This window comes from Streptomyces sp. 147326, assembly GCF_045000215.1.
GTDB lineage: Bacteria > Actinomycetota > Actinomycetes > Streptomycetales > Streptomycetaceae > Streptomyces.
This window is the reverse complement of sequence record NZ_CP134201.1, coordinates 7,603,610-7,627,247: the sequence shown is the minus strand read 5'-3', so window position 1 is coordinate 7,627,247 and position 23,638 is coordinate 7,603,610. Positions and strand designations below refer to the sequence as shown.

Below are 23,638 nucleotides of genomic sequence, written 5' to 3'. Positions count from 1 at the left end.
GCCGTGAGGCGAGGGGTCGCACATGCCGCTGCTGGAACCGAAGCCGGGGGCCCTGCGCCCGCGCGGCGTCAGCGGCCCCTCCCCCGACCGGGTCGCCGTGCACCGGGCCGCCGGCACCCCGGAGCCGCTGCGCGGAGAGCTGACCGAGCTGCTGGGCGCCGAGAAGGTGCTGTGGAAGGTGTCCGACCTGGTTCGCTACGCCTCCGACGCCTCCCCCTACCGGTTCGTGCCCCAGGTCGTCGTGATCGCCGAGGACATCGACGACGTCTCCGCGGTGCTCTCGTACGCCCACGGCCGCGGGCGCGAGGTCGTCTTCCGCGCCGCCGGGACCTCGCTCAACGGCCAGGCCCAGGGCGAGGACATCCTGGTCGACGTACGGCGCCACTGGGCCGGCATCGAGGTGCTGGAGGAGGGCCGGCGGGCCCGGATCCGGCCCGGCACCACCGTGATGCGGGCCAATGCCGCCCTCGCCCGGCACGGCCGGATCCTCGGCCCCGACCCGGCCAGCGCCCTGGCCTGCACCCTCGGCGGGGTCGTCGCCAACAACGCCTCCGGCATGACCGCGGGCACCACGCGGAACTCGTACCGCACGCTCTCCTCCCTCACCTTCGTGCTGCCCGGCGGCACCGTCGTGGACACCGCCGACCCGCTGGCGGACGAGGAGCTGGCGCGTGCCGAACCGGCCCTGTGCCACGGGCTGATGGAGATCAAGAAGGAGATCGAGGCCGACCCGGCGCTGGTCGCCCGGATCCGCGCCAAGTACGAGATCAAGAACACCACGGGCTACCGCCTCGACGCCTATCTCGACGGCAACACCCCCGTCGAGATCCTGCGGGGGCTGATGGTCGGCTCGGAGGGCACCCTCGGCTTCATCTCCGAGGTCGTCTTCGACACCCTCCCCCTCGACCGCGAGGTCTGTTCGGCCCTGCTGTTCTTCCCCTCGCTTCCCGCGGCGGCCGCGGCCGTGCCCGTCTTCACCGAGGCGGGCGCCGTCGCCGTGGAGCTGATGGACGGCAACACCCTGCGCGCCTCGGTCAGCGTCGCGGGCGTTCCCGCCGACTGGGCGGACCTGCCCCGGGAGACGACCGCCCTGCTCGTGGAGTTCCGGGCCCCCGACGCGGCCGGCCGGGACGCCTGCGCACGCCGGGCCGCGCGGGCCCTCGAAGGACTCGACCTGATCGCCCCGGTGGCCTCGGTCACCAATGCCTTCACCAGCGACCCGAAGACCGTGGGCGGTTACTGGACTGCCCGCAAGGCCTTCGTCACCGCCGTCGGCGGAGCCCGCGCCCCCGGCACCACCCTGATCACCGAGGACTTCGCGGTCCCGCCCTCCCGGCTGGCCGAAGCCTGCGAGGCGCTCCTCGAACTCCAGGCGCGGCACGGCTTCGACGCGGCCGTCGCCGGGCACGCCGCCCACGGCAACCTGCACTTCCTGCTCGCCTTCGACGCCGCGGACCCGGCCGACGTCGAGCGCTACGGGGCCTTCATGGAGGCCTTCTGCCGGCTCACCGTGGAGCGCTTCGACGGCTCCCTGAAAGCCGAGCACTCCACCGGCCGCAACATGGCCCCCTTCCTCGAACTGGAATGGGGTCCCAGGGCAACCGGGCTGATGTGGCGCACCAAGCGGGTCGTCGACCCGGACGGGGTGCTCGCGCCGCGCATCCTCCTCGACCGCGACCCGCGGGCCCATCTGCGCGGCCTGAAGACCATCCCGCAGGTGGAGGCGGTGGCCGACCCCTGCATCGAGTGCGGCTTCTGCGAACCGACCTGCCCCAGCGGGGACCTGACGACCACTCCGCGCCAGCGGATCGTGCTGCGCCGCGAGATGATGCGCCAGCAGCCCGGCTCCCCCGTGCTGGACGGGCTGCTCGCCGCCTACGGCTACGACGCGGTGGACACCTGCGCGGGCGATTCCACCTGCAGGCTGGCCTGCCCGGTCGGCATCGACACCGGGGCGCTGATGAAGGACTTCCGCCACCGCCGGCACAGCGCGCGCGAGGAGGCCGCCGCCGCGCTGGCCGCGCGGCGGTTCCGGACGGTCGAGGCCGCCGCCCGGCTGACGGTGGCCGCGGCCGAGCGCATCACCCATCGGGTGGGGGACCGGCTGCTCGAGGCGGTCACGGGGGCCGCGCGCAGGGCCGTACGACCGGACCTGCTGCCGGAGTGGCTGCCGCAGATCCCCGGCGCGGCCGCGCGGAGCCTGCCCGCGACCCGGCGGGCGGGCGCCTCGGCGGTGTACTACCCGGCTTGCGTCAACCGGATCTTCGGCGGACCCGAAGGCCGTCAGGGCCCCTCCCTGCCGGAGGCCGTGGTGGCCGTGTCGGAACGCGCCGGCAAGCCGGTCTGGATCCCCGGCGACGTGAAGGGAACCTGCTGCGCGACCATCTGGCACTCCAAGGGCTACGACGCCGGCAACCGGGAGATGGCCAACCGGATCGTCGAGGCGGCCTGGGGGTGGACGGCCGGCGGACGGCTGCCGCTGGTCGTCGACGCCTCCTCGTGCACCCTGGGCATCGCGCACGAGGTGGTCCCGTACCTGACGGAGGACAACCGGGCGCTGCACGCTGAGCTGCGGATCGTCGACTCGATCGTGTGGGCCGCGGAGGAGCTGCTGCCGCACTTGGAGGTGCGGCGCACGGTGGGCTCGGCCGTGCTCCATCCCACCTGCTCGATGCGGCACTTGGGCGACGAGGCGCAGCTGCGGGCGGTGGCCGGGGCCTGCGCCGAGGAGGTGGTGGTCCCGGACGACGCGGGCTGCTGCGCCTTCGCGGGCGACCGGGGCATGCTGCACCCGGAGCTGACGGCCTCGGCCACGGCGCGCGAGGCGGCGGCGGTGACGGCGCGGGCCTTCGACGCGCACCTGTCGGCGAGCCGGATGTGCGAGGTGGGCATGGACCGGGCAACGGGGCGGAGCTACTACTCGGCCCTGCTCGAACTGGAGCACGCCACCCGCCCCTGAGCGCCGGGGCGCGCAACCCCCGTGACCAGGCCCCACCTCGCCCTCCGCCGCCGTAAACCTGCTGGCCGCCGCAGCCTCACCACGGAAAATCGATTGCTCGGTACCGGTCCGGAAGGCGAACCTTGCTCGGTTTGAACCACTCGACCAGTCATGGGGCGTCATGCAGATCAGCGATCTTCCGTATCCGGATCCAGGGGTACCCGACGCTCGTTCCGGCCCCCGGTTCTTGCTGTGGCTGGGGCGCGGTCAGCTCGGCGGACAGCTCAAGAGCCTGAGCTGGGGCATCCTCCACTTCTCCGGCGTCGCCGGGCTGCCGTACGCGGTGGGGCTGGGCGTCACCGCGGTCGTCGACCGCGAGCCGGACCGGCTGCTGCGCGTCGCCGCCCTGCTGCTGGTCATCGGCGTCGCCATCTCCGTCGGCGACGCCATGCTCCACCGCACGGCCGTCACCAACTGGATCACCGCCGCGGCGCGCGTGCAGCAGCTCCTCGCCCGCAAGACGGCCGAGCTGGGCTCCGCCCTCACCCGCCGGGTCGCCGCGGGTGAAGTGGTGGCGGTGTCGACCGGTGACGTGGAGAAGATCGGATGGTTCGTCGAGGCGGTCTCGCGCTTCCTCGCGGCCGTCTTCTCCGTCGTCCTCGTCTGCATCGGCCTGCTGTTCTACGCCCCCGAACTCGGTGTGGTCGTGGCCATCGGCGTCCCGCTGGTCGCCCTGGCCTCGCTGCCGCTGCTGCCGCGCGCCACCAAGCGCGCCGACATCCAGCGGGAGAAGGCGGGCAAGGCCACCGAGCTGGCCTCCGACACCGTCGCCGGCCTGCGCGTACTGCGCGGCATCGGCGGTGAGGAGCTGTTCCTCGGCCGTTACCGCGAGGCCTCGCAGGAGGTCCGCAGGGCCGCGGTGCGCAGTGCCCGGATGTGGGCGCTGATCTCCGCGATCCAGGTGGTGCTCCCGGGCGCGCTGATGATCACCGTGGTCTGGTACGGCGCCACGCTCGTCACCGACGGGACCATCGCGGTGGGTGAGCTCGTCGCCGCGTTCAGCGCGGTGGCCACGCTGCTCTACCCGCTCCGGCACTTCGAGGAGATCGCCATGGCCTACTCCTTCTCGCGCCCCTCCGCCAAGCGTGCTGCCCGGGTCCTGTCGCTGACCCGTACGGACGCAGCCGAGCGTCCCGCGCGCACCGGGCCGGTGGAATCGCCGGCCGCGGGCGGGGACCTGTACGACCCGCAGACCGGACTGCTGGCCCCGGCGGGCCGGTTCACCGCCGTCGTGTGCGGCGACCCGGACCTGGCGGGACGGCTCGCCGAACGCCTCGGCGGCCACCCCATGGACGGGGAGGCGGGGGCGGACGCGGGGACCGACGCTGACACGGGCACGCCGTCCGTGCTCCTCGGCGGAGTCGCGCTGGACGACCTGGAACTGGACACCGCGCGCACCCTGGTCCTCGTACAGGACAAGGATCCGGTGCTCCTGTCCGGGACCCTGCGCGAGCTGTTCGACGTACCGGCCTCCGGCGCGGTCGAGTCCGGCGCGGCGCTGGCGGCCGCCCAGTGCGCGGACGTGCTGGACGCGCTGCTGCAGTCGGCCCCGGACGGGGTCGAGGACCCGATGGACGCCCGGATCACCGAGCGCGGCCGGTCGCTGTCGGGCGGCCAGCGCCAGCGTCTGGCGCTGGCGCGGTCCCTGGTCACCGACCCGGAGGTGCTGGTGCTCGACGAGCCGACCTCGGCGGTCGACTCGCACACCGAGGCACGGATCGCGGAGGGGATCGCCGCCCTGCGTGCCGGGCGGACCACGGTGGTGCTGGCGTCCTCACCGCTGCTGCTGGACCGCGCGGACCGAGTCGTGCTGATCGAGGGGGGCACGGTCGCGGCGGTCGGTACCCACCGCGAGCTGCTGCACGGTGAGCCGCGCTACCGGGCGGTCGTCACCCGCGAGACCGACGAGGAGCAGCGGCTCGCCGGGCTGGAACTGACAGAGCTGGCAGAAGTACTCACAGAGATCGAGGAATCCGCATGATCGGCGTGGCGCCACCGGAGCACGATCCGGCGGCCCCCGAATCGGCCGCGACCCTGCCCGTGGGCTCGTCGGCGACCGTACGGGGCTATGTGCGCGACCTGTTCCGGCGCCACCGGCGGGCCTTCGTGGCCCTGGTGAGCGTCAACGCGGCCGCGGTGATCGCCTCCATGGTCGGCCCGTACCTGCTGGGCCGGATCGTGGACGATCTCTCGGCGGGGGCGCGCGAGCTGCATCTGGAGCGCGTGGCGCTGCTGTTCGCGCTGGCGCTTGCCGTGCAGACGTTCTTCGTCCGGCAGGTCCGGTTGCGCGGGGCGATGCTGGGCGAGGAGATGCTGGCCGATCTGCGCGAGGACTTCCTCGTGCGGTCGGTGGGGCTGCCGCCCGGCGTGCTGGAGCGGGCCGGTACCGGTGACCTGCTGTCGCGGATCACCACCGACATCGACCGGCTGGCGAACGCCATGCGCGAGGCCGTGCCGCAACTGGCGATCGGCGTCGTGTGGGCGGGTCTTCTGTTCGGGGCACTCGCGGCGACCGCGCCGCCGCTGGCGCTGGCCGCGCTGGTGGCACTGCCGGTGCTGGTGGTCGGCTGCCGCTGGTACTTCCGGCGCGCGCCGTCGGCGTACCGCTCGGAGGCGGCCGGCTACGCGGCGGTCTCGGCCGTGCTCACCGAGACGGTGGACGCGGGCCGCACGGTCGAGGCGCACCGCCTCGGGCCGGAGCGGATCGCGCTGTCGGAGCGGCGGATCTCGCAGTGGGTCGCGTGGGAGCGGTACACGCTGTTCCTGCGGACGGTCCTCTTCCCCGTCATCAACGTCACCTTCGTGACGATCCTCGGCTCGGTGCTGCTGATCGGCGGCTACTGCGTGCTGCAGGGCTGGATGTCGGTCGGGCAGCTGACCACGGGTGCGCTGCTGGCGCAGATGCTGGTCGATCCGATCGGTCTGATCCTGCGCTGGTACGACGAGCTGCAGGTCGCCCAGGTCTCGCTGGGCCGGCTGGTGGGCGTGCGGGAGATCGAGCCGGACGCGGGAGACGCGAAGGTGGCGCCCGAGGGCCGGGACGTGCGGGCCGAGGAGGTCCACTTCGGCTACCGGGAGGGCGTGGACGTCCTGCACCAGGTGTCGATGTCCGTGCCGCCGGGCACCCGGATGGCGCTCGTCGGGCCCTCGGGCGCGGGCAAGTCCACTCTGGGACGGCTGCTCGCGGGCATCTACGCGCCCCGGACCGGCGAGGTCACCCTCGGCGGGGCACGGCTGTCGCGGATGCCTGCGGAGCGGGTGCGCGAGCACGTGGCGCTGGTCAACCAGGAGCACCACGTGTTCGTGGGCTCGCTGCGCGACAACCTCCGCCTCGCCCGGACGGGCGCCGACGACGCCGAGTTGTGGGCGGCGCTGGGCGCGGTCGACGCGGACGGCTGGGCGCGGGCCATGGAGGCCGGCCTGGACACCGAGGTCGGTTCCGGTGGCACGGCACTGACCCCGGCGCAGGCGCAGCAGATCGCGCTGGCCCGGCTGGTGCTGGCGGACCCGCACACGCTCGTGCTGGACGAGGCCACCTCACTGCTGGATCCGCGTGCGGCGCGGCACTTGGAGCGTTCGCTCGCCCGGGTGCTGGACGGGCGCACGGTCATCGCCATCGCCCACCGGCTGCACACCGCGCACGACGCGGACGTGATCGCGGTGGTCGAGGGCGGCCGGATCAGCGAACTGGGCTCGCACGACGAGCTGGTCGCGGCCGACGGGGCGTACGCGGCGCTGTGGCGGTCCTGGCACGGGTGACCCCGGCCGGCGGTTCGGCGGGCGGCTCGGCTGCCCTGCTGCCCTGCTGCCCGTCACCTGCCGCACGGATCCACGTGGCCGGCCCCCTGCGGGCCGGCCTCGCGGCGGCCGGTCATCACGAGGTTGCCGTCCGGGGTGCGCCGCGCGAGGTGGCCGGTGCGGAGGTGGCCGTCGGCGGTGAAGGAGCGTGCGTTCTGCTCGGACGCCCGGTAGTAGCCCCGCGGGGTGTGCGGGCCCCGGACGAGCAGCTCGCCGCACTCCCCGTCGGGCACGTCCTTGCCGTCGGCGTCGACGAGGCGGATCTCGTCGCCGGGCGAGAGCGGACGGCCCTGCGTGGTGAATACGGTCTCGTCCGGATCGTCGGGCCGAGTGAGGGCGAGCGGCCCCTCGGCCATGGCGAAGACCTGCTGCGGGCGACAGCCCAGTCCGGGCCCCATCCGTTCGGCGGTCGCCCGGTCCAGGGGCGCGCCGCCGATCTGCACGAGACGCAGACTGCTCACGTCGGCCCGGACCGCGGGCAGTGCGTCGAGCCAGAGCCGGGCGACGGCGGCCACCAGCGAGGTGACCGTGACCCGCTCCCGCTCGATGACCTGAAGGCATTGCGCCGGTCCCGGATCCTCGACCAGGACGACGGTGCCGCCGGCGGAGAGGGTGCCGACGATGCCGGGGCAGCCGAAGGCGAAGTTGGACTCGGCGGGCAGCGCGGCGAGGTACACGTCGTCCTCGGTGAGCGAGACCAGTTCGGCGGCGGTCTGCGCCTGGTGGAGGTAGTCGTTGTGGGTCCGCGGAACGATCTTGGGCTCCTGGCCGGCACCGCCGGACAGCAGGAGGAACGCCACCTGGTCGGCCCTCTGCGCGAGCTGCCGGTCGGGCGGGGAATCGATGGAGCCCAGCGGGAAGTAGTGGCAGCCCGACGGGTCGGTCGTGAAGCCGCCGTACGGGGACGAGGTGCCCGGAGCCTCGAAGGGGAACACCCGCCGCAGGAAGGGCCCTCGGGCCGCGATGTCCGCGGCCATCGTCGTGTGGTCGAAGCCCTGGTAGACCGAGGGACCGACGTAGCCGACGGCCTGGGTGGTCCACGCGACGGGGGACACCTCGGACGCGCGGTGCGAGACCGGGCACAGCACGGGGACCATACCGGCGCGCATCAGCGCGAAGACGGTGATGACGAACTCGGGCACGTTCGGCAGCTGGACCAGGACCCGCTGCCCCGGCCGCAGGCCGCGCAGACGGAAGCCGGCGGCCATGCGGTCCACGCGCCGGTTCAGGTTCGCGTACGTGATGCGGGTGGCACCGTGCACGAGAGCGGTCCGCGGTCCGTACCGCAGGGCCCAGCCGCGCAGCAGGCTGTCCAGCGTATGGCCGCGCCAGTGCCCGGCCATCCAGTAGCGGTCGACGAACTCCTCGGGCCAGGGCGTGCAGCCCTCGAGCATGCGTGTCATTCGCTTCCTTCCCCGCCGTCCCGACCCTGGCAACCCAATCCGCCAACATCCCTGCGCACAATGCGCTTTCCGGACCACGGACGCTGAATTCGATCAGCAGAACGACCAAGGCGCGCCGCTGACCAGGAGAAACGGTCCGGCCTGACGGGGTGGAAGCTGGACGGGCCGGCGGCCTGGCGGCCTAGGAGCCGAGCAGCGGCAGGGCGGCGAAGGCGTGGTCCTGCCAGATCAGGCGGGACGCCTCCTCCGGGTAGGCGGCGAGGGCCGGCCGGGTGCCGAAGAGCCGCACGAGGCGCTGCCCGGTGTCGTACGCCGGCCAGCCGGGGTCGCCGTGGGCCGCGAACGCAGTCCACGCGCCCCGCATGCGCGCGGACAGCTCCTCCGCCTCCGGGAACGGGCTCTCGCCGATCAGCACGGCGGGCTGGCCGCGCTCCAGGTTGCCGAAGACCAGGGGCACGTCGAGACCGTGGCAGGCGCCGAGGGCGCCGCCCATGCCCGGGGCGGACCAGGTCAGCTCGTAGACGTGGGCGCGGCCGCCGGCGGCGGCCTGGGCCTGGGCGAGGTGGAGGGACGGCATGCGGAACAGCCAGTCGGAGCCGACCAGCTCGTACAGCTCATCCGGGCCCGCGGCCGGGAATGCCTCGCGGTAGCGGTGTGCGGCGTCCTGACCGGGGCCGAAGACGTGCAGGGCGGTCTGCGCCTGCTCCGCAGTGACCTGGCCGAGCAGTCCGTCGAGCGCGGTGAGCAGCCGCGTTTCGTCGCGGGTGTGGCCGACGAGGAGTTGGATGTCCCGGCCGGCGCCGTCGGCCAGGGCCTGCCACGGGGTGACAGGGAGGGTTTCGCCGTCGACGACCGGCGAGAAGGGGATCGCCCGGTGCGCGGCGGGGCCCCAGCGATCCGCCCAGCGGTCCATCTTGGCGGCGACCGCGTCCCCGGCGGCGGAGAGCCGGGCGGGATCCACCCCGGACAGGTCCGCCAGAGTGGGCCCCAGCCCCAGCTCGGCGGCGCAGGCGGCGGCGATGTCGGCGGCGAGCTCCGGCGAGAAGAAGGTGCCCTGCACGCTCTGCGCGACGGCCCGGCCGAAGAGACCGGCGGCCCGGGGCACCGCCAGCAGAGCGGCGACCGATCCGGCGCCCGCCGACTGGCCGAAGACGGTGACGCGGCCCGGGTCACCGCCGAAGGCACGGATGTTGTCGCGCACCCACTCCAGGGCGGCGACCTGGTCCAGCAGACCCCGGTTGGCGGGCGCTCCCTCGATCTGCCCGAACCCCTCCAGGCCCACACGGTAGTTGAACGTCACGACCACGACACCGCCGTCACGCGCCAGGCGGCCGCCGTCGTACTCGGGAAGGCCCGACATGCCGATCGAGTACGCGCCGCCCTGGATCCACACCATCACCGGCAGCCCCGCGCCCGGCCCCGGCTCGGGCGACCAGACGTTGACCGTGAGCCAGTCGTCGCCGGCCGCGTCCCGGGCCAGCGCGTCCATGCCGAAGTGACCGCCCTGCGGGGGCGGCGGGCCGTACGACACCGCGGGCCGCACCCCGTCCCACCCCCGTACGGGCCTCGGTGCGGCGAAACGCAGCGGGCCGACCGGCGGCTCGGCGAACGGGATGCCGCGGAAGACCGCCACACCCTCCTCGCGGGTCCCGCGGAGCGCCCCGGCGGTCACGCGGACTTCCGGCTGGGGCCCGGAGGCCCCGGACGCGACAACGGTCATCACAGCTCCCTCACTGGCGGTCCGGACGTTCCGGATCATCCCGCTGCCGCATGCTGCGCGCCAGCGATTTAGGGAGCTGCCGGCGCGAGCCGGAAGGCGGATCTATATGAACCCGAGGGCCGAGGCGCCGCCGAAGCCGCCCAGCAGGACGAAGACCGGCATGAGGACCTTGAGCTCCACCCAGCTGCCGGCGCGGAAGCGCATCATCTTCGGCGGGCCGAGCGGGTACCAGCGCTTGCCGGCGATCGGGATGGGCCACAGGACCGGGCAGCCGGAGACGGTCAGCGCGTCGCCGATGTCGTGGACCAGGGCGCCGAGCACGATCGGCAGGCCCAGCCAGAGGTACTCCTGGCCCGGGCCGGTGAACAGCCAGCCCGCGCCGTTGCCGGGCTGGTCGAGCACTCCGGCCAGGATCCACGCGCTGGTCGCACCGAGCAGCCAGACCAGGACGTCGCTGGACATCCGGGCGGCCCGCCACAGCAGGCCTTCGACCGCCAGCACCAGGTGCACGAAGAGCAGGGCGAGCACGCCCCAGCGGTCGGCGGTGACGGCGAGCACGGAGGCTCCGCCGCCTATCAGGACGGCCCAGAGCCACGTGTGCGTCAGCGTGCGGTGTCCGCCGGTGCGGCGGGCGTCCTTCTTGGAGCGGGTGGACTTGTAGACGGCGTAGGAGATCTTGTCGACCACCTCGCACAGGCCCCTGGAGAGCGGGCCGAAGGCGCGCGAGATCGTCGCCGACTTGTGGTCGAGGTCCGGGGCCAGAGCCGCCCCGGCGCAGATCAGCGCGCCGACGACGAGGACGGGCCACGGCATGGGGTGTCCGGCTGCCGCGGTCGCCGCGCCCACCCCCAGCCAGGCCGCTGCACCGGACAGTGAGTGCGCCGGACCCATCATGGTCGTTTCCCGCCCCGCTGGTGTTGTGGTCGGGCCCCGTCGACTGGTTCGTTCGGGCCCCATCGACGGCACAGCGTACCGTCGATGATCTTCCTTCCGTCCGCCGGTTCCCTGATCCGGGGGGAAGCCAGGCAAGATGGGGGGTGTGACCCTCATTGATCAGCTCCCGCCCAACGCCGACCCCGACGCCCTCTTCGAGGCTTTCTCCTCGTGGGCGGAGGACCAGGGCATCACCCTGTACCCGGCTCAGGAGGAGGCGCTGATCGAGGTCGTCTCCGGGGCGAACGTGGTCCTGTCCACGCCGACCGGTTCCGGCAAGAGCCTCGTCGCGGCCGGCGCGCACTTCACGGCCCTGGCCCAGGACAAGGTCACCTTCTACACCGCTCCGATCAAGGCGCTGGTGTCGGAGAAGTTCTTCGACCTGTGCAAGCTCTTCGGCACCGAGAACGTCGGCATGCTGACCGGCGACGCCTCCGTGAACGCGGACGCCCCGGTGATCTGCTGCACCGCCGAGGTGCTGGCCTCCATCGCCCTGCGCGACGGGAAGCACGCCGACATCGGCCAGGTAGTGATGGACGAGTTCCACTTCTATGCCGAGCCGGACCGCGGCTGGGCCTGGCAGATCCCGCTGCTGGAACTGCCGCAGGCGCAGTTCGTCCTGATGTCGGCGACCCTCGGCGACATGAAGCGGTTCGAGGAGGACCTCACCCGGCGCACGGGCCGGCCCACCTCGGTGGTCCGCTCCGCGACCCGGCCCGTCCCGCTGTCCTACGAGTACGTCACCACGCCGATCACCGACACGATCACCGAGCTGCTGGAGACCCGGCAGGCTCCGGTCTACATCGTGCACTTCACCCAGGCCCAGGCGGTCGAGCGGGCGCAGTCGCTCATGAGCATCAACATGTGCACCCGCGAGGAGAAGGACAAGATCCAGGACCTGATCGGCAACTTCCGCTTCACCACCAAGTTCGGCCAGAACCTCTCCCGCTACGTCCGGCACGGGATCGGCGTGCACCACGCCGGCATGCTGCCCAAGTACCGCCGCCTGGTGGAGAAGCTCGCCCAGGCCGGTCTGTTGAAGGTCATCTGCGGTACGGACACCCTCGGGGTCGGTGTCAACGTCCCGATCCGTACGGTGCTGTTCACCGCGCTCACCAAGTACGACGGCAACCGGGTCCGGACGCTGCGCGCCCGCGAGTTCCACCAGATCGCCGGCCGCGCCGGCCGGGCCGGCTTCGACACGGCGGGCTACGTGGTCGCGCAGGCGCCGGAGCACGTCATCGAGAACGAGAAGGCCCTCGCGAAGGCGGGCGACGACCCGAAGAAGCGCCGCAAGGTGGTGCGCAAGAAGGCCCCGGAGGGCTTCGTCGCCTGGTCGGACACCACCTTCGAGAAGCTCATCGCCGCCGACCCGGAGCCGCTGACCTCGCGCTTCAAGGTCACCAACATCATGCTGCTGTCGGTCATTGCCCGGCCGGGCGATGCCTTCAAGGCGATGCGCCACCTCCTCGAGGACAACCACGAGCCCCGCAAGGCCCAGCTGCGGCACATCCGCCGGGCCATCGCGATCTACCGCTCGCTGCTGGACGGCGGTGTGGTCGAGAAGCTCGACACCCCGGACGCCGAGGGCCGCACCATCCGGCTCACCGTCGACCTCCAGCAGGACTTCGCGCTCAACCAGCCGCTGTCCACCTTCGCGCTGGCCTCCTTCGACCTGCTCGACCCGGAGTCGCCCTCCTACGCGCTGGACATGGTGTCGGTCGTGGAGTCCACGCTGGACGACCCGCGCCAGATCCTGGCCGCCCAGCAGAACAAGGAACGGGGCATCCAGGTCGGCCAGATGAAGGCCGACGGCATCGAGTACGAGGAGCGGATGGAGCGTCTCCAGGACGTCACCTATCCCAAGCCGCTCGAAGAGCTGCTCTTCCACGCCTACGACGTGTACGCCAAGAGCCACCCGTGGGTGCGCGACCACCCCGTCTCCCCGAAGTCGATCATCCGCGACATGTACGAACGCGCGATGACCTTCACCGAGTTCACCTCCTTCTACGAGCTGGCCCGCACCGAGGGCATCGTGCTGCGCTACCTGGCGAGCGCGTTCAAGGCGCTCGACCACACCATCCCCGACGACCTCAAGTCCGAGGACCTCCAGGACCTGATCGAATGGCTCGGCGAACTGGTCCGCCAGGTCGACTCCAGCCTGCTCGACGAGTGGGAGCAGCTGGCGAACCCTGAGGTGGAGACGGCGGAGCAGGCCCAGGAGAAGGCCGACCAGGTCAAGCCGGTCACCGCGAACCCGCGCGCCTTCCGCGTCCTGGTCCGCAACGCGATGTTCCGCCGGGTGGAGCTGGCCGCCCTCGACCACGTCAACGTGCTGGGCGAGCTGGACGCCGAGTCCGGCTGGGACGCCGACGCCTGGGGCGAGGCCATGGACGGGTACTGGGACGAGTACGACGACCTGGGCACCGGCCCCGACGCGCGCGGCCCCAAGCTGCTCCAGATCGAGGAGGACGCCGCGCACGGCCTGTGGCGCGTCCGCCAGACCTTCGCCGACCCCAACGGGGACCATGGCTGGGGCATCAGCGCCGAGGTCGACCTCGCGGCCTCCGACGAGGAGGGCCGGGCTGTCATCCGGGTCACCTCGGTCGGCGAGCTCGGCGCCCTCTGACCCGCTCCGGCATCCCGCCGGCCAGCCCGGACCCGACAGTGGAGATCCTCTGATGACGAACCCCGCCGAGAGACTGGTCGATCTGCTCGATCTGGAGCAGATCGAGGTCAACATCTTCCGCGGTGCCAGCCCGCAGGAGTCCCTCCAGCGCGTCTTCGGCGGCCAGGTCGCCGGCCAGGCACTGGTGGCGGCGGGCCGCACCGTCGAGAGCGACCGCCCGGTCCACTCGCTGCACGCGTACTTCCTGCGCCCCGGCATCCCCGGGGTGCCGATCGTGTACCAGGTGGAGCGGGTGCGCGACGGGCGGTCCTTCACCACGCGCCGGGTCACCGCGGTCCAGCAGGGCAAAACGATCTTCAATCTCACCGCCTCCTTCCATCATCCGGAGGAGGGCAGCATCGAGCACCAGCTGCCTCCTCACCATGCCCCCCACCCCGACACGCTCCCCAAGGTCGCGGACGAGATCCGCGAGCACCTCGGGGCGCTGCCGGAGGCGCTGGAGCGGATGGCCCGCCGCCAGCCCTTCGACATCCGGTACGTGAACCGGCTCCGCTGGACTCCGGAGGAGCTCAAGGGCGCCGACCCCCGCAGCGCGGTGTGGATGCGGGCGGTCGGCCCGCTGGGCGACGACCCGCTCGTGCACACCTGCGCCCTGACCTACGCCAGTGACATGACCCTCCTCGATGCCGTGCGCATCCCCGTGGAGCCCCTGTGGGGCATGCGCGGTTTCGACATGGCCTCGCTCGACCACGCCATGTGGTTCCACCGGCCGTTCCGGACGGACGAGTGGTTCCTGTACGACCAGGAGTCACCCATCGCACACGGCGGGCGCGGTCTTGCCCGGGGCCGGATCTACGACGTGGAGGGCAGGCTGCTGGTCTCCGTGGTCCAGGAGGGCCTCTTCCGTCCGTACCCCGCCAAGCCGTCCGACCCTGCCCGGCCGTCCGAGCCCGCCCCGAAGAACTGAGCACGCCCATGGCCGCCTCCGCCCTCCCCTGCCCCTGCGGGCTGCCCGCCGCGTACCCGGAGTGCTGCGGCCGCTTCCACTCCGGTGCCCAGCAGGCGCCCACCGCCGAGCGGCTGATGCGTTCCCGCTTCAGCGCCTTCGCCGTCGGCGACACCGCCTACCTGCTGCGCTCCTGGCATCCCTCGACCCGTCCCGCTCATCTCGACCTGGACCCCGGGCAGCGCTGGGAGCGGCTGGAGATCCTCGCCACCGAGCGCGGCGGGATGTTCGAGACGGAGGGCTCGGTGGAGTTCCGCGCCCACTACCGTGAGGGCCGGCACACCGGCTCGCTGCACGAGCACAGCAGCTTCTCCCGCGAGGCCGGGGCCTGGGTCTACGTCGGCCCCCTCTCCCCCGTCGACTTCGACTGATCCCGCGCGCCCGTCAGGGCGAAGTCCAGGCTGGTGCGGTACCAGTGGATCTCTTCCGGCGGCCCGGCCTCCAACAGCCGCAGCGCCACCGCCGCGGACGCCGGGACCTGCGGATGCCCGTACGGCGGGGATGGTGCGAGCGCGGCCAGGACGATCCGCTCCGCCGGGTCGGGCACGGCCTCCCGCAGCTCGGCCTCCGGGAGCACGGAGGCCAGTACGGCGGCGCGCTCCCAGGGGTCGGCGGTCCGTCTCAGCAGCAGCCCGACGTGCCGCCCGCGCCACCGGCGCGGGCGCAGATCCGCCCCGGCCGCCATAAGCTCCCGGTCGGCCGGGGGTGCGACCCCGCTCAGCATCCCGGGCTCCTGCGCCGCGAACGTGCGCAGTTCTGCGGCCAGATAGAGCCACACCACGGCCCGGTACCGGTTGATCCGGTAGCCGACGGGAGTGAGGTGCCCACAGCGCGCGAGGCGGGTGAAGCGGCTCGGGCCGACTCCCAGCACCTCGGCCGCGGCCCCCGCTCCGGCCACGGCCTCGACCCGCTCGCGCAGCGCGTCCGGTCCGCCCGCGGCCGTCCTGGCCCGGTCCAGCTCCGCCCGTGGGTAGCGCGCGGCGCCGCCCGTCGCCGGGCGCCCCGCCCGCACGATCCCCAGTTGGACGGCCCTGGCGAACTCGCTGCGGCTCAGCCCCAGTTCCCCGGCGGCCTGCACGCCGCCCACCAGCACATCCACGCCGCCGCCGTCTTCGACCGCTGCGGTCTTCTCCGCGCGCTCGGTCATCTCGGCGTCCCGCAGCACGGTCCCCATCTGCATCATCACGGTCCTCCCCCACGAGCAGTGATTACTCTGTGTGAAGACCGTAACTCAGTGCAAGGACATCCTGCGCGGCCTGTGGACAACTCTCCGGAAGCGGCCCCCGCCCCACCGGAGTCGGCCACCGGGCTCAGCCGCGGGCTCCGTCGGCGGACTCAAGTCTCCAGTCAGCCGCCGGTGATGCGCCGCTCCGCGACGCCCAGGTGCTCGCCCACCCGGTTGACCAGCAGCGTCATCTCGTACGCGACCTGGCCGATGTCCGCCTCGGCCGCGCTCAGCACGCACAGGCTGCTGCCCGCGCCCGCCGCCATGACGAAGAGGACCCCCTCGTCGTACTCGACCATCGTCTGCCGGACCTCGCCGGCCCTGAAGTGCCGCCCGGACCCCTTCGCCAGGCTCTGCAGACCGGCCGCGACGGCCGCCAGGTGCTCGGCGTCCTCCCGCGCCAGTCCCGCGCTCGCCCCCGTCACCAGGCCGTCGTTGGACAGCACCACCGCATGCCGCACCTGCTGGACCCTGCGCGTCAGGTCGTCCAGCAGCCAGTCCAGTTGCTTGTCCAGTGCCATTCCCAGCCCCTCCCCGTTGATACGGCCTCCCCGGCCGCGCCCCACCCCGCGTACTCGTGCCGCAAGCCTTCCCCACCAGCGCCTTTCGGGCAAGGAGGATGCCCCCATGGCGAAGAAGATGACTCAAGAGGAATGGCGGGCATTCGTCTCCCACTCCACCCGCACCGGAAAGCTGTCCACCGTCCGGGAGGACGGCAGCCCGCACATCGCTCCCGTCTGGTTCGTACTCGACGGCGATTCCTTCGTGTTCAACACCGGCAAGGACACCGTCAAGGGCCGCAACCTGGCCCGCGACGGCCGGGCCGCGCTCTGCGTGGACGACGACCGGCCGCCGTTCTCGTACGTCGTGCTCCAGGGCCGCGCCGAGATCAGCGGATACGCCCACGACGCGGACGAATTGCTCACCTGGGCGACCCGGATCGGCGCCCGCTACATGGGCGAGGAGCGCGCGGAGTCCTTCGGCCGTCGCAATGCCGTCCCGAGCGAACTCCTCGTCCGGGTCCCGATCGACAAGGTGATCGCCCTCGCCGCGATCGCGGACTGACCGATCCGGGCGCGGCCGCAGGCCGGTTCACACGGAATCGGCCTGCGGCTCGACCGAGTCCAGCAGCCGGGCGGTGTGCACCCGCCCGGCGTACTCGACCAGCCTGATCAGCACTTCCTTCCCCGAGTCCTTGTCCCGCGCGTCACACAGCACCACCGGCGTCCCCTGGTCCAGGTCCAGCGCCCGCGACACGTCGTGCGCCCCGTACCGCCGCGCGTCCGTGAAGCAGTTGACGGCCACCACGAAGGGGATGCGCCGGTGCTCGAAGTAGTCCACCGCCGGGAAGCAGTCCTCCAGCCGCCGCGTGTCGGCGAGCACCACCGCGCCGAGCGCACCCTGCGACAACTCGTCCCACAGGAACCAGAACCGGTCCTGCCCCGGGGTGCCGAACAGGTACAGGGCCAGCCCGGACCGGATGGTGATCCGCCCGAAGTCCATCGCCACGGTCGTCGTCGTCTTCTGGTCCACGCCGCCCGTGTCGTCGACCAGTTCGCCCGCCTCGCTCAGCAACTCCTCCGTCCGCAGCGGACGGATCTCGCTCACCGCTCCCACCAGCGTGGTCTTGCCGACCCCGAAGCCGCCCGCCACCAGGATCTTCAGTGCGAGCGAGGCGAGTTCGGCGTCCTCCTCGGGGCCGGGATCCAGATCCGCGTCCACGTCCGCATCGGCGTCCGGGCCCGGGCCGGCAGGTGCGTTGTCATGCTGTCCCATCAAAGCGCTCGCAATCCCTCGATGACTTCCCGCAGAATCCGCTCGTCCGGCAGCTGTGCGGGCGGTACCGGCCGGCTGACCTTGACGTGCCCGCCCTCCAGCAGGTCCCCGAGCAGGACCCGCACCACGCCCACCGGCAGGTCGGCGTCGGCGGCGAGTTCCGCCACCGACTGGGTCTCGGACCGGCAGAGTCCGAGCAGCGCCCGGTGTTCGGGGCCGAGCAGCGACTCGGCCGCCTCGTTTGCGCCCTCCGGGTCCACCACGACCAGCGCGATCAGGTCGAAGCGCACCCCGTGGGGTCCCGGCTTCGTACGCCCGCCGGTCATGGCGTACGGACGGACGAGCGGGCCCGCGTCGGCGTCGTACCACTGGCCGTTCATGTGCCGGACCGCCGCCCTCAGCCGGCGGCCGGCGGCCGCGCCGCGAACCGGGGCGGCGTGTAGAGGTGCTCGCCGACCCGCTTCACCAGGCGGGCCATCTCGTAGGCGATCAGGCCGATGTCGGCGCTGGCGGCGCTGAGCACGGCGAGACAGGAGCCGTCTCCGGCGGCTGCGACGAAGAGGAAGCCGTCGTCCATCTCAACCATCGTCTGGCGCACGCCTCCGGCGTGGAAGTGCCGGCCCGCGCCCTTGGCCAGGCTGTGGAAGCCGGAGGCCACCGCCGCCAGGTGCTCGGCGTCCTCCCGGCTGAGCGCGCTGGAGGCGCCGACCGCCAGCCCGTCGTTGGAGAGGACCACGGCGTGCCGGACCTCTCGGACCCGGCGCACCATGTCGTCCAGCAGCCAGTCCAGTTCGCCCGACCTGCGGACGCCGTCGAGGTCGATCCTCTGGTGTTCGATCATCACAGTTCTCCTTCGCTGCCTGCGTGGGGGGAGTTCTCCTGGGCGCCGCGGACCCAGCCGGCCCGGTAGGCCGCCATCCGGTCCCGGGCCTGTTCCGGGCTGCGGCCCGGCGGGTCCTCGGGGACGCGGGCACCGGCGGGGGCCGTGGGGGCCGGGGCCTCCCGGAGCTGCGGGACGAGGCTGGCCTGGCGCACCCGGCGCGGCAGTTCCGTCACCGATGCCGAGGGGGCCGACGCCGCCTGGGTACGGGCGACCGCGCCGCCGGGGACGCGCGGCCGCAGCGGCGCCACCGGGGCCGGGCGCTGCGCCTCGGGTGCTGGGGTCCCATCCGGAACCTGAGCCGGGGCAGGCCCCGGCGCCGGGATGCCGCGCGGGTCCTCCCGTACCGCCGAGCCGCGCGCGTCCTCCCGTACGACGGTCATGGTGTGCGGCGGCTCCGCCTGCGCCACCGCCTCCGGTGGCGGTGCCGCGGCCGGGCGCCCGGGGCCCGGGGCGGGGGCGGTGGCGGTGGCGGGGGCGCCGACCGTGAGGGCGCCTTGGAGCATGGAGTTCGGCAGGAGCACCACCGCGGTGGTGCCGCCGTACGGCGACGTGCGCAGGTGCACCTTCACTCCGTGGCGGGCCGCGAGGCGGCTGACCACGAAGAGCCCGAGCCGGTCGCTGTCGAAGAGGTCGAGCGCCTCGGACTGCTCGATGCGCCGGTTGGCGTCGCCGAGGGTTTCGCGGCCCATGCCGAGCCCGCGGTCCTCGACCTCCAGGACGTAGCCGGCGCCGACGGGTTCGCCGCTGACCCGGACCTTGGTGTGGGGCGGGGAGAACTGTGCGGCGTTCTCGATGAGTTCGGCGAGCAGGTGGGTGAGGTCGGCGACGGCGCCGCCGACGACGGCGGCCTCGGCGAGCTGGCGGACCTCGATGCGCGGGTACTCCTCGATCTCGGAGACCGCGGCCCGTACGACGTTGGTGAGGGGGACCGGCATCCGCCAGGCCCGGCCCGGGGCCGCGCCCGACAGGATGATCAGGCTTTCCGCGTGCCGTCGCATCCGGGTGGTGAGGTGGTCGAGACGGAAGAGGTCGCCGAGCTCGTTCGGGTCGTCGGCGCGCCGCTCCATCGAGTCGAGCAGGGTGAGCTGCTTGTGCACGAGGACCTGGCTGCGGCGGGCGAGGTTGACGAAGACGCCGGAGATGCCGCTGGCGAGTTCCGCCCGTTCGACGGCGGCGCTGAGCGCGGCCCGGTGGACGGTGCCGAGCGCCTCGCCGACCTGGGTGATCTCGTCGTCGGCGGGCGGTCCGGGCGGGGTCTCGGCGGTGACGTCGATGTCCTCGCCGGCGCGCAGCCGTTCCATCGCCTGCGGGAGTTTGCGGTGGGCGATCTCCAGGGCCGTGTTGCGCAGCGAGACCAGCTCGACGACCAGCGCGCGTCCGATCCGTACGGAGATGACGAGCGAGGCGGCGACGGCCGCCAGGCCCAGCAGTACGGCGGCGCCGGCCGGGCTCAGCGCCCCTTCGGCGAGCGGGTCGGCCCGGTCGGTGGCCGCGGCGTGCGCGGCCTCCTCGATCTCCAGCATCGAGGCGCCGATGCCGGTGTGGGCGGCCTCCCAGCCGGCGGGGGCTCCGCGGCTGTCCTTGGAGGTGCCTACGGCCAGCGCCCGGTCCTCGGCGCCGGTGAGCTCGGCGTAGGCGGCGCTCTTGGCGACGGACTGCCAGGCGGCCTGCTGGGCGGCGGGGAGGTCGCGGGCCGCGGAGTCGGTGAGCGCACGGCGCGCCTCGATGGCGCCGGTCAGCTGCCGAAGCGTTTCGGCGCTGCGCGGGCCCGGTACGGCGAGCAGGGCGTCCTCGCGCGACAGGAGCTCCCCGGCGCGGGCGAACTCGAGCAGGACGCGGGCATCGGGGCCGAGTTCGGCGTCCTCGCCGCCGGTCAGGGCGCCGCCGACGGCGAGGGCTGAGTCGACCACGCGGGTGTAGATCTCGTAGGCCGCCTCGGGGGTGGCGCGGCGGTCGGTGATGTCCTTGCGGGCCGATCCCAGGGCCTCGGCGGCGGCGACGAACGTGCCGAGGCGGACCACGATGTCGGAGCGGTAGTCGCCGGAGTCGGCGACGGTGTGGCGGTCGCCGAGCCGCAGCCTCCGGACGGCGCTGTCGGTGCGGCGGGCCTGCTGGTCCAGGGTGCCGGGGTCGGCGGCGGGGTCGGCGAGGAGGCGGACGGCGGCCCGCCGCTCGGCCTGGAGTTCGGTGACGGCGGCGGCGACGGGGGTGCGTATCTCGGCGTCGGCCTGGTGGATGCGGCTGAGGCGGGCGACGTCCTGGGCGGTGGTGACGGTGGCGAAGGCCCAGAGGGCGAGGAGCGAGACGACCGGGACCATCAGCAGCGAGACGATCTTCGCGCGGACGGTGGCGGGGCGCAGGCGCAGGCGGGGTCCGCGTTCGCGCGGGGCGGCTTGAGTGCCCGGCAGGGGCTGGTGGACCTGGTGTTCCGCCGTTTCCTCGGCCGGCGGTCCGGCGTGGGCCCGGCGGCCGCGTGCCGGGGGCGCGGGCAGCCGCGGCGCCGCTGCTTCCGGTTTTCTGCGGGGTGTTCGCATGGGCTCCTCGTTCCGGGCGGTGCCTACGGGTGCGGTGGCGGGGGCGGGGTTTCGGTGCGGGCCGGCGGACCGGCGGTGGGTCGGGGCCGCTGCGGTGGGTCGGGGGCGGCGGCTCCGGACGGGAGAGTGCAGGGGGCCGGCTCAGTGCGCGGTCACGGAGTGCTCCCCGAGGTGCTGGGCGGCCGAAGCGGAAGCGGCCCGCTCGTCGGCCGTCGGGGAGAGTGCGACGAAGGCCGCGGTGATGAACAGGTAGGAGCCCAGGCCGACGGCGAGCGGGAAGATGAACTGCATGGCCGTGGCGCCGGGCAGGGCCGCGTCCGAGGGGCTGACGCTGACCGCGACGGCCATCATCCCGGTGTAGTGCATGCTGCTGACCGCGGCGCCCATGACGAGCGAGGCGACGGCGACGGCCACCGGCGACTTGATGTTGAGCGCGGCCCACAGGGCCGCGGTGGCCGCGACCACGGCGATGGCGACGGAGAGGCCCACGGTGAGCGGGTCGTAGGAGACCTCTCCGTGCAGGCGCAGGGCCGCCATGCCCAGGTAGTGCATGCTGGCGACGCCCAGCCCGGTGGTGAGGCCGCCCAGGACGAGCGACCGGCCGCGGTCCTTGCCGTAACCGACGGCGAAGACCCCGGCGCCGACGACCAGCATGGCGACGAGCAGGCTGAGGATGGTGAGGGGCACGTTGTAGTGGATCTCGGTGCCGTTGACCTCGAAGCCGAGCATCGCGACGAAGTGCATCGTCCAGATGCCGGTGCCGATGGCGGAGGCCGCGGTGAGGAGCCAGTTGCGGCGGGAGGCGCCCGTCGCGGCGAGCGCGCGGACGGTGCAGCGCAGCCCGAGGGCAGCGCCGATCGACGCCATCACGTATGACAGCGCGGGTGTCAGCCACCCGTAGGCGGCGTGGTCCAGATGTCCCAGGTGTCCCATGGCCAACGGACGCTAGTCCGGGTGAGAGCGCGAACTGGGGGCGCATTTCGAAAGACGCTGGAACTGCTGGAATATGACAGAGCTACGTTCATCTTCGATCACACCACGTGCCACCTTGCGCACGGTCCGCAGGCACACGGGCGTCGCCGGTGCGGGATCATGGGCGCATGAGCGAAGACCACACACACGTGCAGGAGTTCTTCGGGCCGCGCGCCGCCGACTGGGACCGCAAGTTCCCCGGCGACGGGCCCGCCTTCGCCACCGCCGTGGCCGAGTTCGGGCTGCGGCGCGGGGACCTCGTGCTCGACGCGGGCTGCGGCACCGGCCGCGCCCTGACCGCGCTGCGGGCCGCCGTGGGACCCGCCGGAACGGTGCTCGGCGTCGACCTCACCCCGCAGATGCTGGCCGCCGCACAGCGGGCCGGGCGGGGCGCCGAGGGCGCCCTGCTGCTCGCCGACGTGGCCCGGCTGCCGCTGGGCGACGGGGTGCTGGACGCGGTGTTCGCCGCCGGGCTCATCGCCCACCTGCCGGACCCGGGGGCGAATCTGCGCGAGCTCGCCCGGGTGGTCCGCCCCGGCGGCCGGCTCGCACTCTTTCACCCGATCGGGCGAGCTGCCCTCGCCGCGCGCCACGGCCGCGAGCTGACTTCCGGGGACATGCGGGCCGAGCACAACCTCGGCCCGCTGCTGTCGGGTTCGGGCTGGAAGATGATCTCGTACGCCGACGAGGACGCCCGCTTCCTCGTGCTGGCCGTACGCCATCCGTGACATGCGTTCGTACGTCGGCACCGCGCCCGGGATCCGCGGACGCCCCCGGGATCACGCCGGAGGCTGTGCCTCCGCTCCGGCGGGCCGGCGGGGATGCGGAACGGGGCAGCCGCCCGAGCCGGGCACCGGGAACGTGCCGAGCTCGCCCACGTCGTAGCCGTCGGGGTAGCCCTTGATCTCCGGGTTCTGGCGGGCGTAGTGCGGGTCCCGGCGCGGGGGCAGCAGCCGGACCGCGCGGCCGCGCAGCCGCAGGGCGCCACGGACCAGCCGCCGGACCCGGGGGCGCGGGGCCTCGTACCGGAAGGCTCCGAGCAGCGGCTCGTCGAGGAGGGCGAGGCTCGCGCGGCGCACGGCGGGGGCGAGCGGCGTCGGGTACCAGGAGGCCATCAGGTCGAGCGTGGAGTCGGCGACCTTGCGGCCGCCCTCGTCCCAGCCGAAGTGGGCCTCCTCGTAGGCGTTCAGGGTGTCCTCGAACGCCTCGTAGGAGTCCGGGATGTCCGTGATGCCCATGTGGCGGCCGAGGGTGGCGTAGTAGTTCGCGCAGGCCCGGCGCTCGTGGTGGGTCAGCGGGCGCCAGCCGTAGGCGTCGAGCCAGCGCGCCGGGATCACCACGAAGGTGCAGAGGACGTAGCGCATGTCCCCGTTGGAGATGTCGTAGCTGCGGTGCATCTGGTTGACGCGGCGGATCGCGGTGCGCGCGATGTCGCTCTCGAAGCCGTGCTCGACGACCGCGTCGAGGAGCAGCGCCGTGTCGTCGTAGCGCTTCTGGCTCCGGTCGGTGAACTCGGCGGTCTCGGCCAGCAGACCGCCGATACTGGGCACGGCATATGTCCGGAAGAGGGCGAGTTCCAGGGCCCGGGTGAAGTCCCAGGGGAACTCGTAGGTGGCGGTGAGCCGGTAGATGGCGAGGAAGTCCTTGTCGGGGTCGAGACGGAGGATTTCCCTCAGCCGGTCGTAACGCTGCACCGGGTGTCCCTTTCTGTGGCGGGTTCCCAACTCTACGTGCAGGTAGCAGCCTTGGAAATCGTCGCCC

General features: G+C 73.1%; 19 protein-coding genes. 8 read left to right on the top strand and 11 right to left on the bottom strand.

The window, feature by feature from the left end:
* The first annotated feature begins 22 nt into the window (after window positions 1–22).
* From RIU97_RS34905 to RIU97_RS34895, 3 genes are all read left to right on the top strand, one after another.
* Complete coding sequence (locus tag RIU97_RS34905) at window positions 23–2,959, top strand: FAD-binding and (Fe-S)-binding domain-containing protein (RefSeq protein ID WP_404961491.1); 2,937 nt, start codon at window positions 23–25, stop codon at window positions 2,957–2,959.
* Window positions 2,960–3,119: 160 nt separating this feature from the next.
* Window positions 3,120–4,979 carry an ABC transporter ATP-binding protein gene (locus tag RIU97_RS34900; RefSeq protein ID WP_404961490.1) on the top strand — a complete coding sequence of 620 codons (1,860 nt, stop codon included), beginning with the start codon at window positions 3,120–3,122 and terminating at the stop codon, window positions 4,977–4,979.
* The gene (locus RIU97_RS34895; RefSeq protein WP_404961489.1) at window positions 4,976–6,757 is read left to right on the top strand and encodes an ABC transporter ATP-binding protein; all 1,782 of its coding nucleotides are present in this window, start codon (window positions 4,976–4,978) and stop codon (window positions 6,755–6,757) included. The genes RIU97_RS34900 and RIU97_RS34895 overlap by 4 nt, the downstream gene beginning before the upstream one ends.
* Before the next feature lie 53 nt (window positions 6,758–6,810).
* Here the strand turns inward: RIU97_RS34895 and RIU97_RS34890 are convergent, their stop codons facing one another.
* From RIU97_RS34890 to RIU97_RS34880, 3 genes are all read right to left on the bottom strand, one after another.
* Window positions 6,811–8,199, bottom strand: coding sequence for a (2,3-dihydroxybenzoyl)adenylate synthase (locus tag RIU97_RS34890; RefSeq protein WP_404961488.1), 1,389 nt, complete (start codon window positions 8,197–8,199; stop codon window positions 6,811–6,813).
* Window positions 8,200–8,380: 181 nt separating this feature from the next.
* Complete coding sequence (locus tag RIU97_RS34885; protein WP_404961487.1) at window positions 8,381–9,919, bottom strand: carboxylesterase/lipase family protein; 1,539 nt, start codon at window positions 9,917–9,919, stop codon at window positions 8,381–8,383.
* A 102-nt stretch (window positions 9,920–10,021) separates the two neighbouring features.
* The gene (locus RIU97_RS34880; protein ID WP_404961486.1) at window positions 10,022–10,813 is read right to left on the bottom strand and encodes a metal-dependent hydrolase; all 792 of its coding nucleotides are present in this window, start codon (window positions 10,811–10,813) and stop codon (window positions 10,022–10,024) included.
* 145 nt (window positions 10,814–10,958) lie between these two features.
* Here RIU97_RS34880 and RIU97_RS34875 point away from each other — a divergent pair, with 145 nt between their 5' ends.
* From RIU97_RS34875 to RIU97_RS34865, 3 genes are read left to right on the top strand one after another with little or no spacing between them, the layout of a single operon-like run.
* On the top strand, window positions 10,959–13,481 hold the full coding sequence (locus RIU97_RS34875) for a DEAD/DEAH box helicase (protein ID WP_404961485.1): 2,523 nt from the start codon (window positions 10,959–10,961) through the stop codon (window positions 13,479–13,481).
* Between the two features lie 52 nt (window positions 13,482–13,533).
* Window positions 13,534–14,448 carry an acyl-CoA thioesterase gene (locus RIU97_RS34870; protein ID WP_404961484.1) on the top strand — a complete coding sequence of 305 codons (915 nt, stop codon included), beginning with the start codon at window positions 13,534–13,536 and terminating at the stop codon, window positions 14,446–14,448.
* An 8-nt stretch (window positions 14,449–14,456) separates the two neighbouring features.
* On the top strand, window positions 14,457–14,858 hold the full coding sequence (locus RIU97_RS34865) for a YchJ family protein (protein ID WP_404961483.1): 402 nt from the start codon (window positions 14,457–14,459) through the stop codon (window positions 14,856–14,858).
* Here the strand turns inward: RIU97_RS34865 and RIU97_RS34860 are convergent.
* Window positions 14,822–15,670: a DUF6397 family protein gene (locus RIU97_RS34860; RefSeq protein ID WP_404961482.1), complete on the bottom strand. Its 849-nt coding sequence runs from the start codon at window positions 15,668–15,670 to the stop codon at window positions 14,822–14,824. The two genes, RIU97_RS34865 and RIU97_RS34860, sit on opposite strands and share 37 nt — an antisense overlap.
* 164 nt (window positions 15,671–15,834) lie before the next feature.
* Window positions 15,835–16,233, bottom strand: coding sequence for a roadblock/LC7 domain-containing protein (locus tag RIU97_RS34855; protein ID WP_030384197.1), 399 nt, complete (start codon window positions 16,231–16,233; stop codon window positions 15,835–15,837).
* A 106-nt stretch (window positions 16,234–16,339) separates the two neighbouring features.
* Between RIU97_RS34855 and RIU97_RS34850 the strand changes: the two genes are divergently transcribed.
* Window positions 16,340–16,777, top strand: a complete 438-nt coding sequence (locus RIU97_RS34850; RefSeq protein ID WP_404961481.1) for a PPOX class F420-dependent oxidoreductase — start codon at window positions 16,340–16,342, stop codon at window positions 16,775–16,777.
* 27 nt (window positions 16,778–16,804) lie between these two features.
* Here RIU97_RS34850 and RIU97_RS34845 read toward each other — a convergent pair whose 3' ends face one another.
* From RIU97_RS34845 to RIU97_RS34825, 5 genes are all read right to left on the bottom strand, one after another.
* Window positions 16,805–17,488 (bottom strand): GTP-binding protein, encoded by a 684-nt coding sequence (locus RIU97_RS34845; protein WP_404961480.1) that lies wholly within the window; start codon window positions 17,486–17,488, stop codon window positions 16,805–16,807.
* Window positions 17,488–17,868 carry a DUF742 domain-containing protein gene (locus RIU97_RS34840; RefSeq protein ID WP_404961479.1) on the bottom strand — a complete coding sequence of 127 codons (381 nt, stop codon included), beginning with the start codon at window positions 17,866–17,868 and terminating at the stop codon, window positions 17,488–17,490. Before RIU97_RS34840 ends, RIU97_RS34845 begins: the two co-directional genes overlap by 1 nt.
* A gap of 17 nt (window positions 17,869–17,885) precedes the next feature.
* The gene (locus RIU97_RS34835) at window positions 17,886–18,329 is read right to left on the bottom strand and encodes a roadblock/LC7 domain-containing protein (RefSeq protein WP_404961478.1); all 444 of its coding nucleotides are present in this window, start codon (window positions 18,327–18,329) and stop codon (window positions 17,886–17,888) included.
* Window positions 18,329–20,905, bottom strand: a complete 2,577-nt coding sequence (locus RIU97_RS34830; RefSeq protein WP_404961477.1) for a nitrate- and nitrite sensing domain-containing protein — start codon at window positions 20,903–20,905, stop codon at window positions 18,329–18,331. Before RIU97_RS34830 ends, RIU97_RS34835 begins: the two co-directional genes overlap by 1 nt.
* A gap of 141 nt (window positions 20,906–21,046) precedes the next feature.
* Window positions 21,047–21,829, bottom strand: a complete 783-nt coding sequence (locus tag RIU97_RS34825) for an MHYT domain-containing protein (protein WP_404963049.1) — start codon at window positions 21,827–21,829, stop codon at window positions 21,047–21,049.
* 176 nt (window positions 21,830–22,005) lie between these two features.
* Here RIU97_RS34825 and RIU97_RS34820 point away from each other — a divergent pair, with 176 nt between their 5' ends.
* Window positions 22,006–22,605, top strand: a complete 600-nt coding sequence (locus RIU97_RS34820; protein ID WP_404961476.1) for a class I SAM-dependent methyltransferase — start codon at window positions 22,006–22,008, stop codon at window positions 22,603–22,605.
* A 51-nt stretch (window positions 22,606–22,656) separates the two neighbouring features.
* Here RIU97_RS34820 and RIU97_RS34815 read toward each other — a convergent pair whose 3' ends face one another.
* Window positions 22,657–23,571 (bottom strand): oxygenase MpaB family protein, encoded by a 915-nt coding sequence (locus RIU97_RS34815; protein WP_404961475.1) that lies wholly within the window; start codon window positions 23,569–23,571, stop codon window positions 22,657–22,659.
* Window positions 23,572–23,638: the final 67 nt, after the last annotated feature.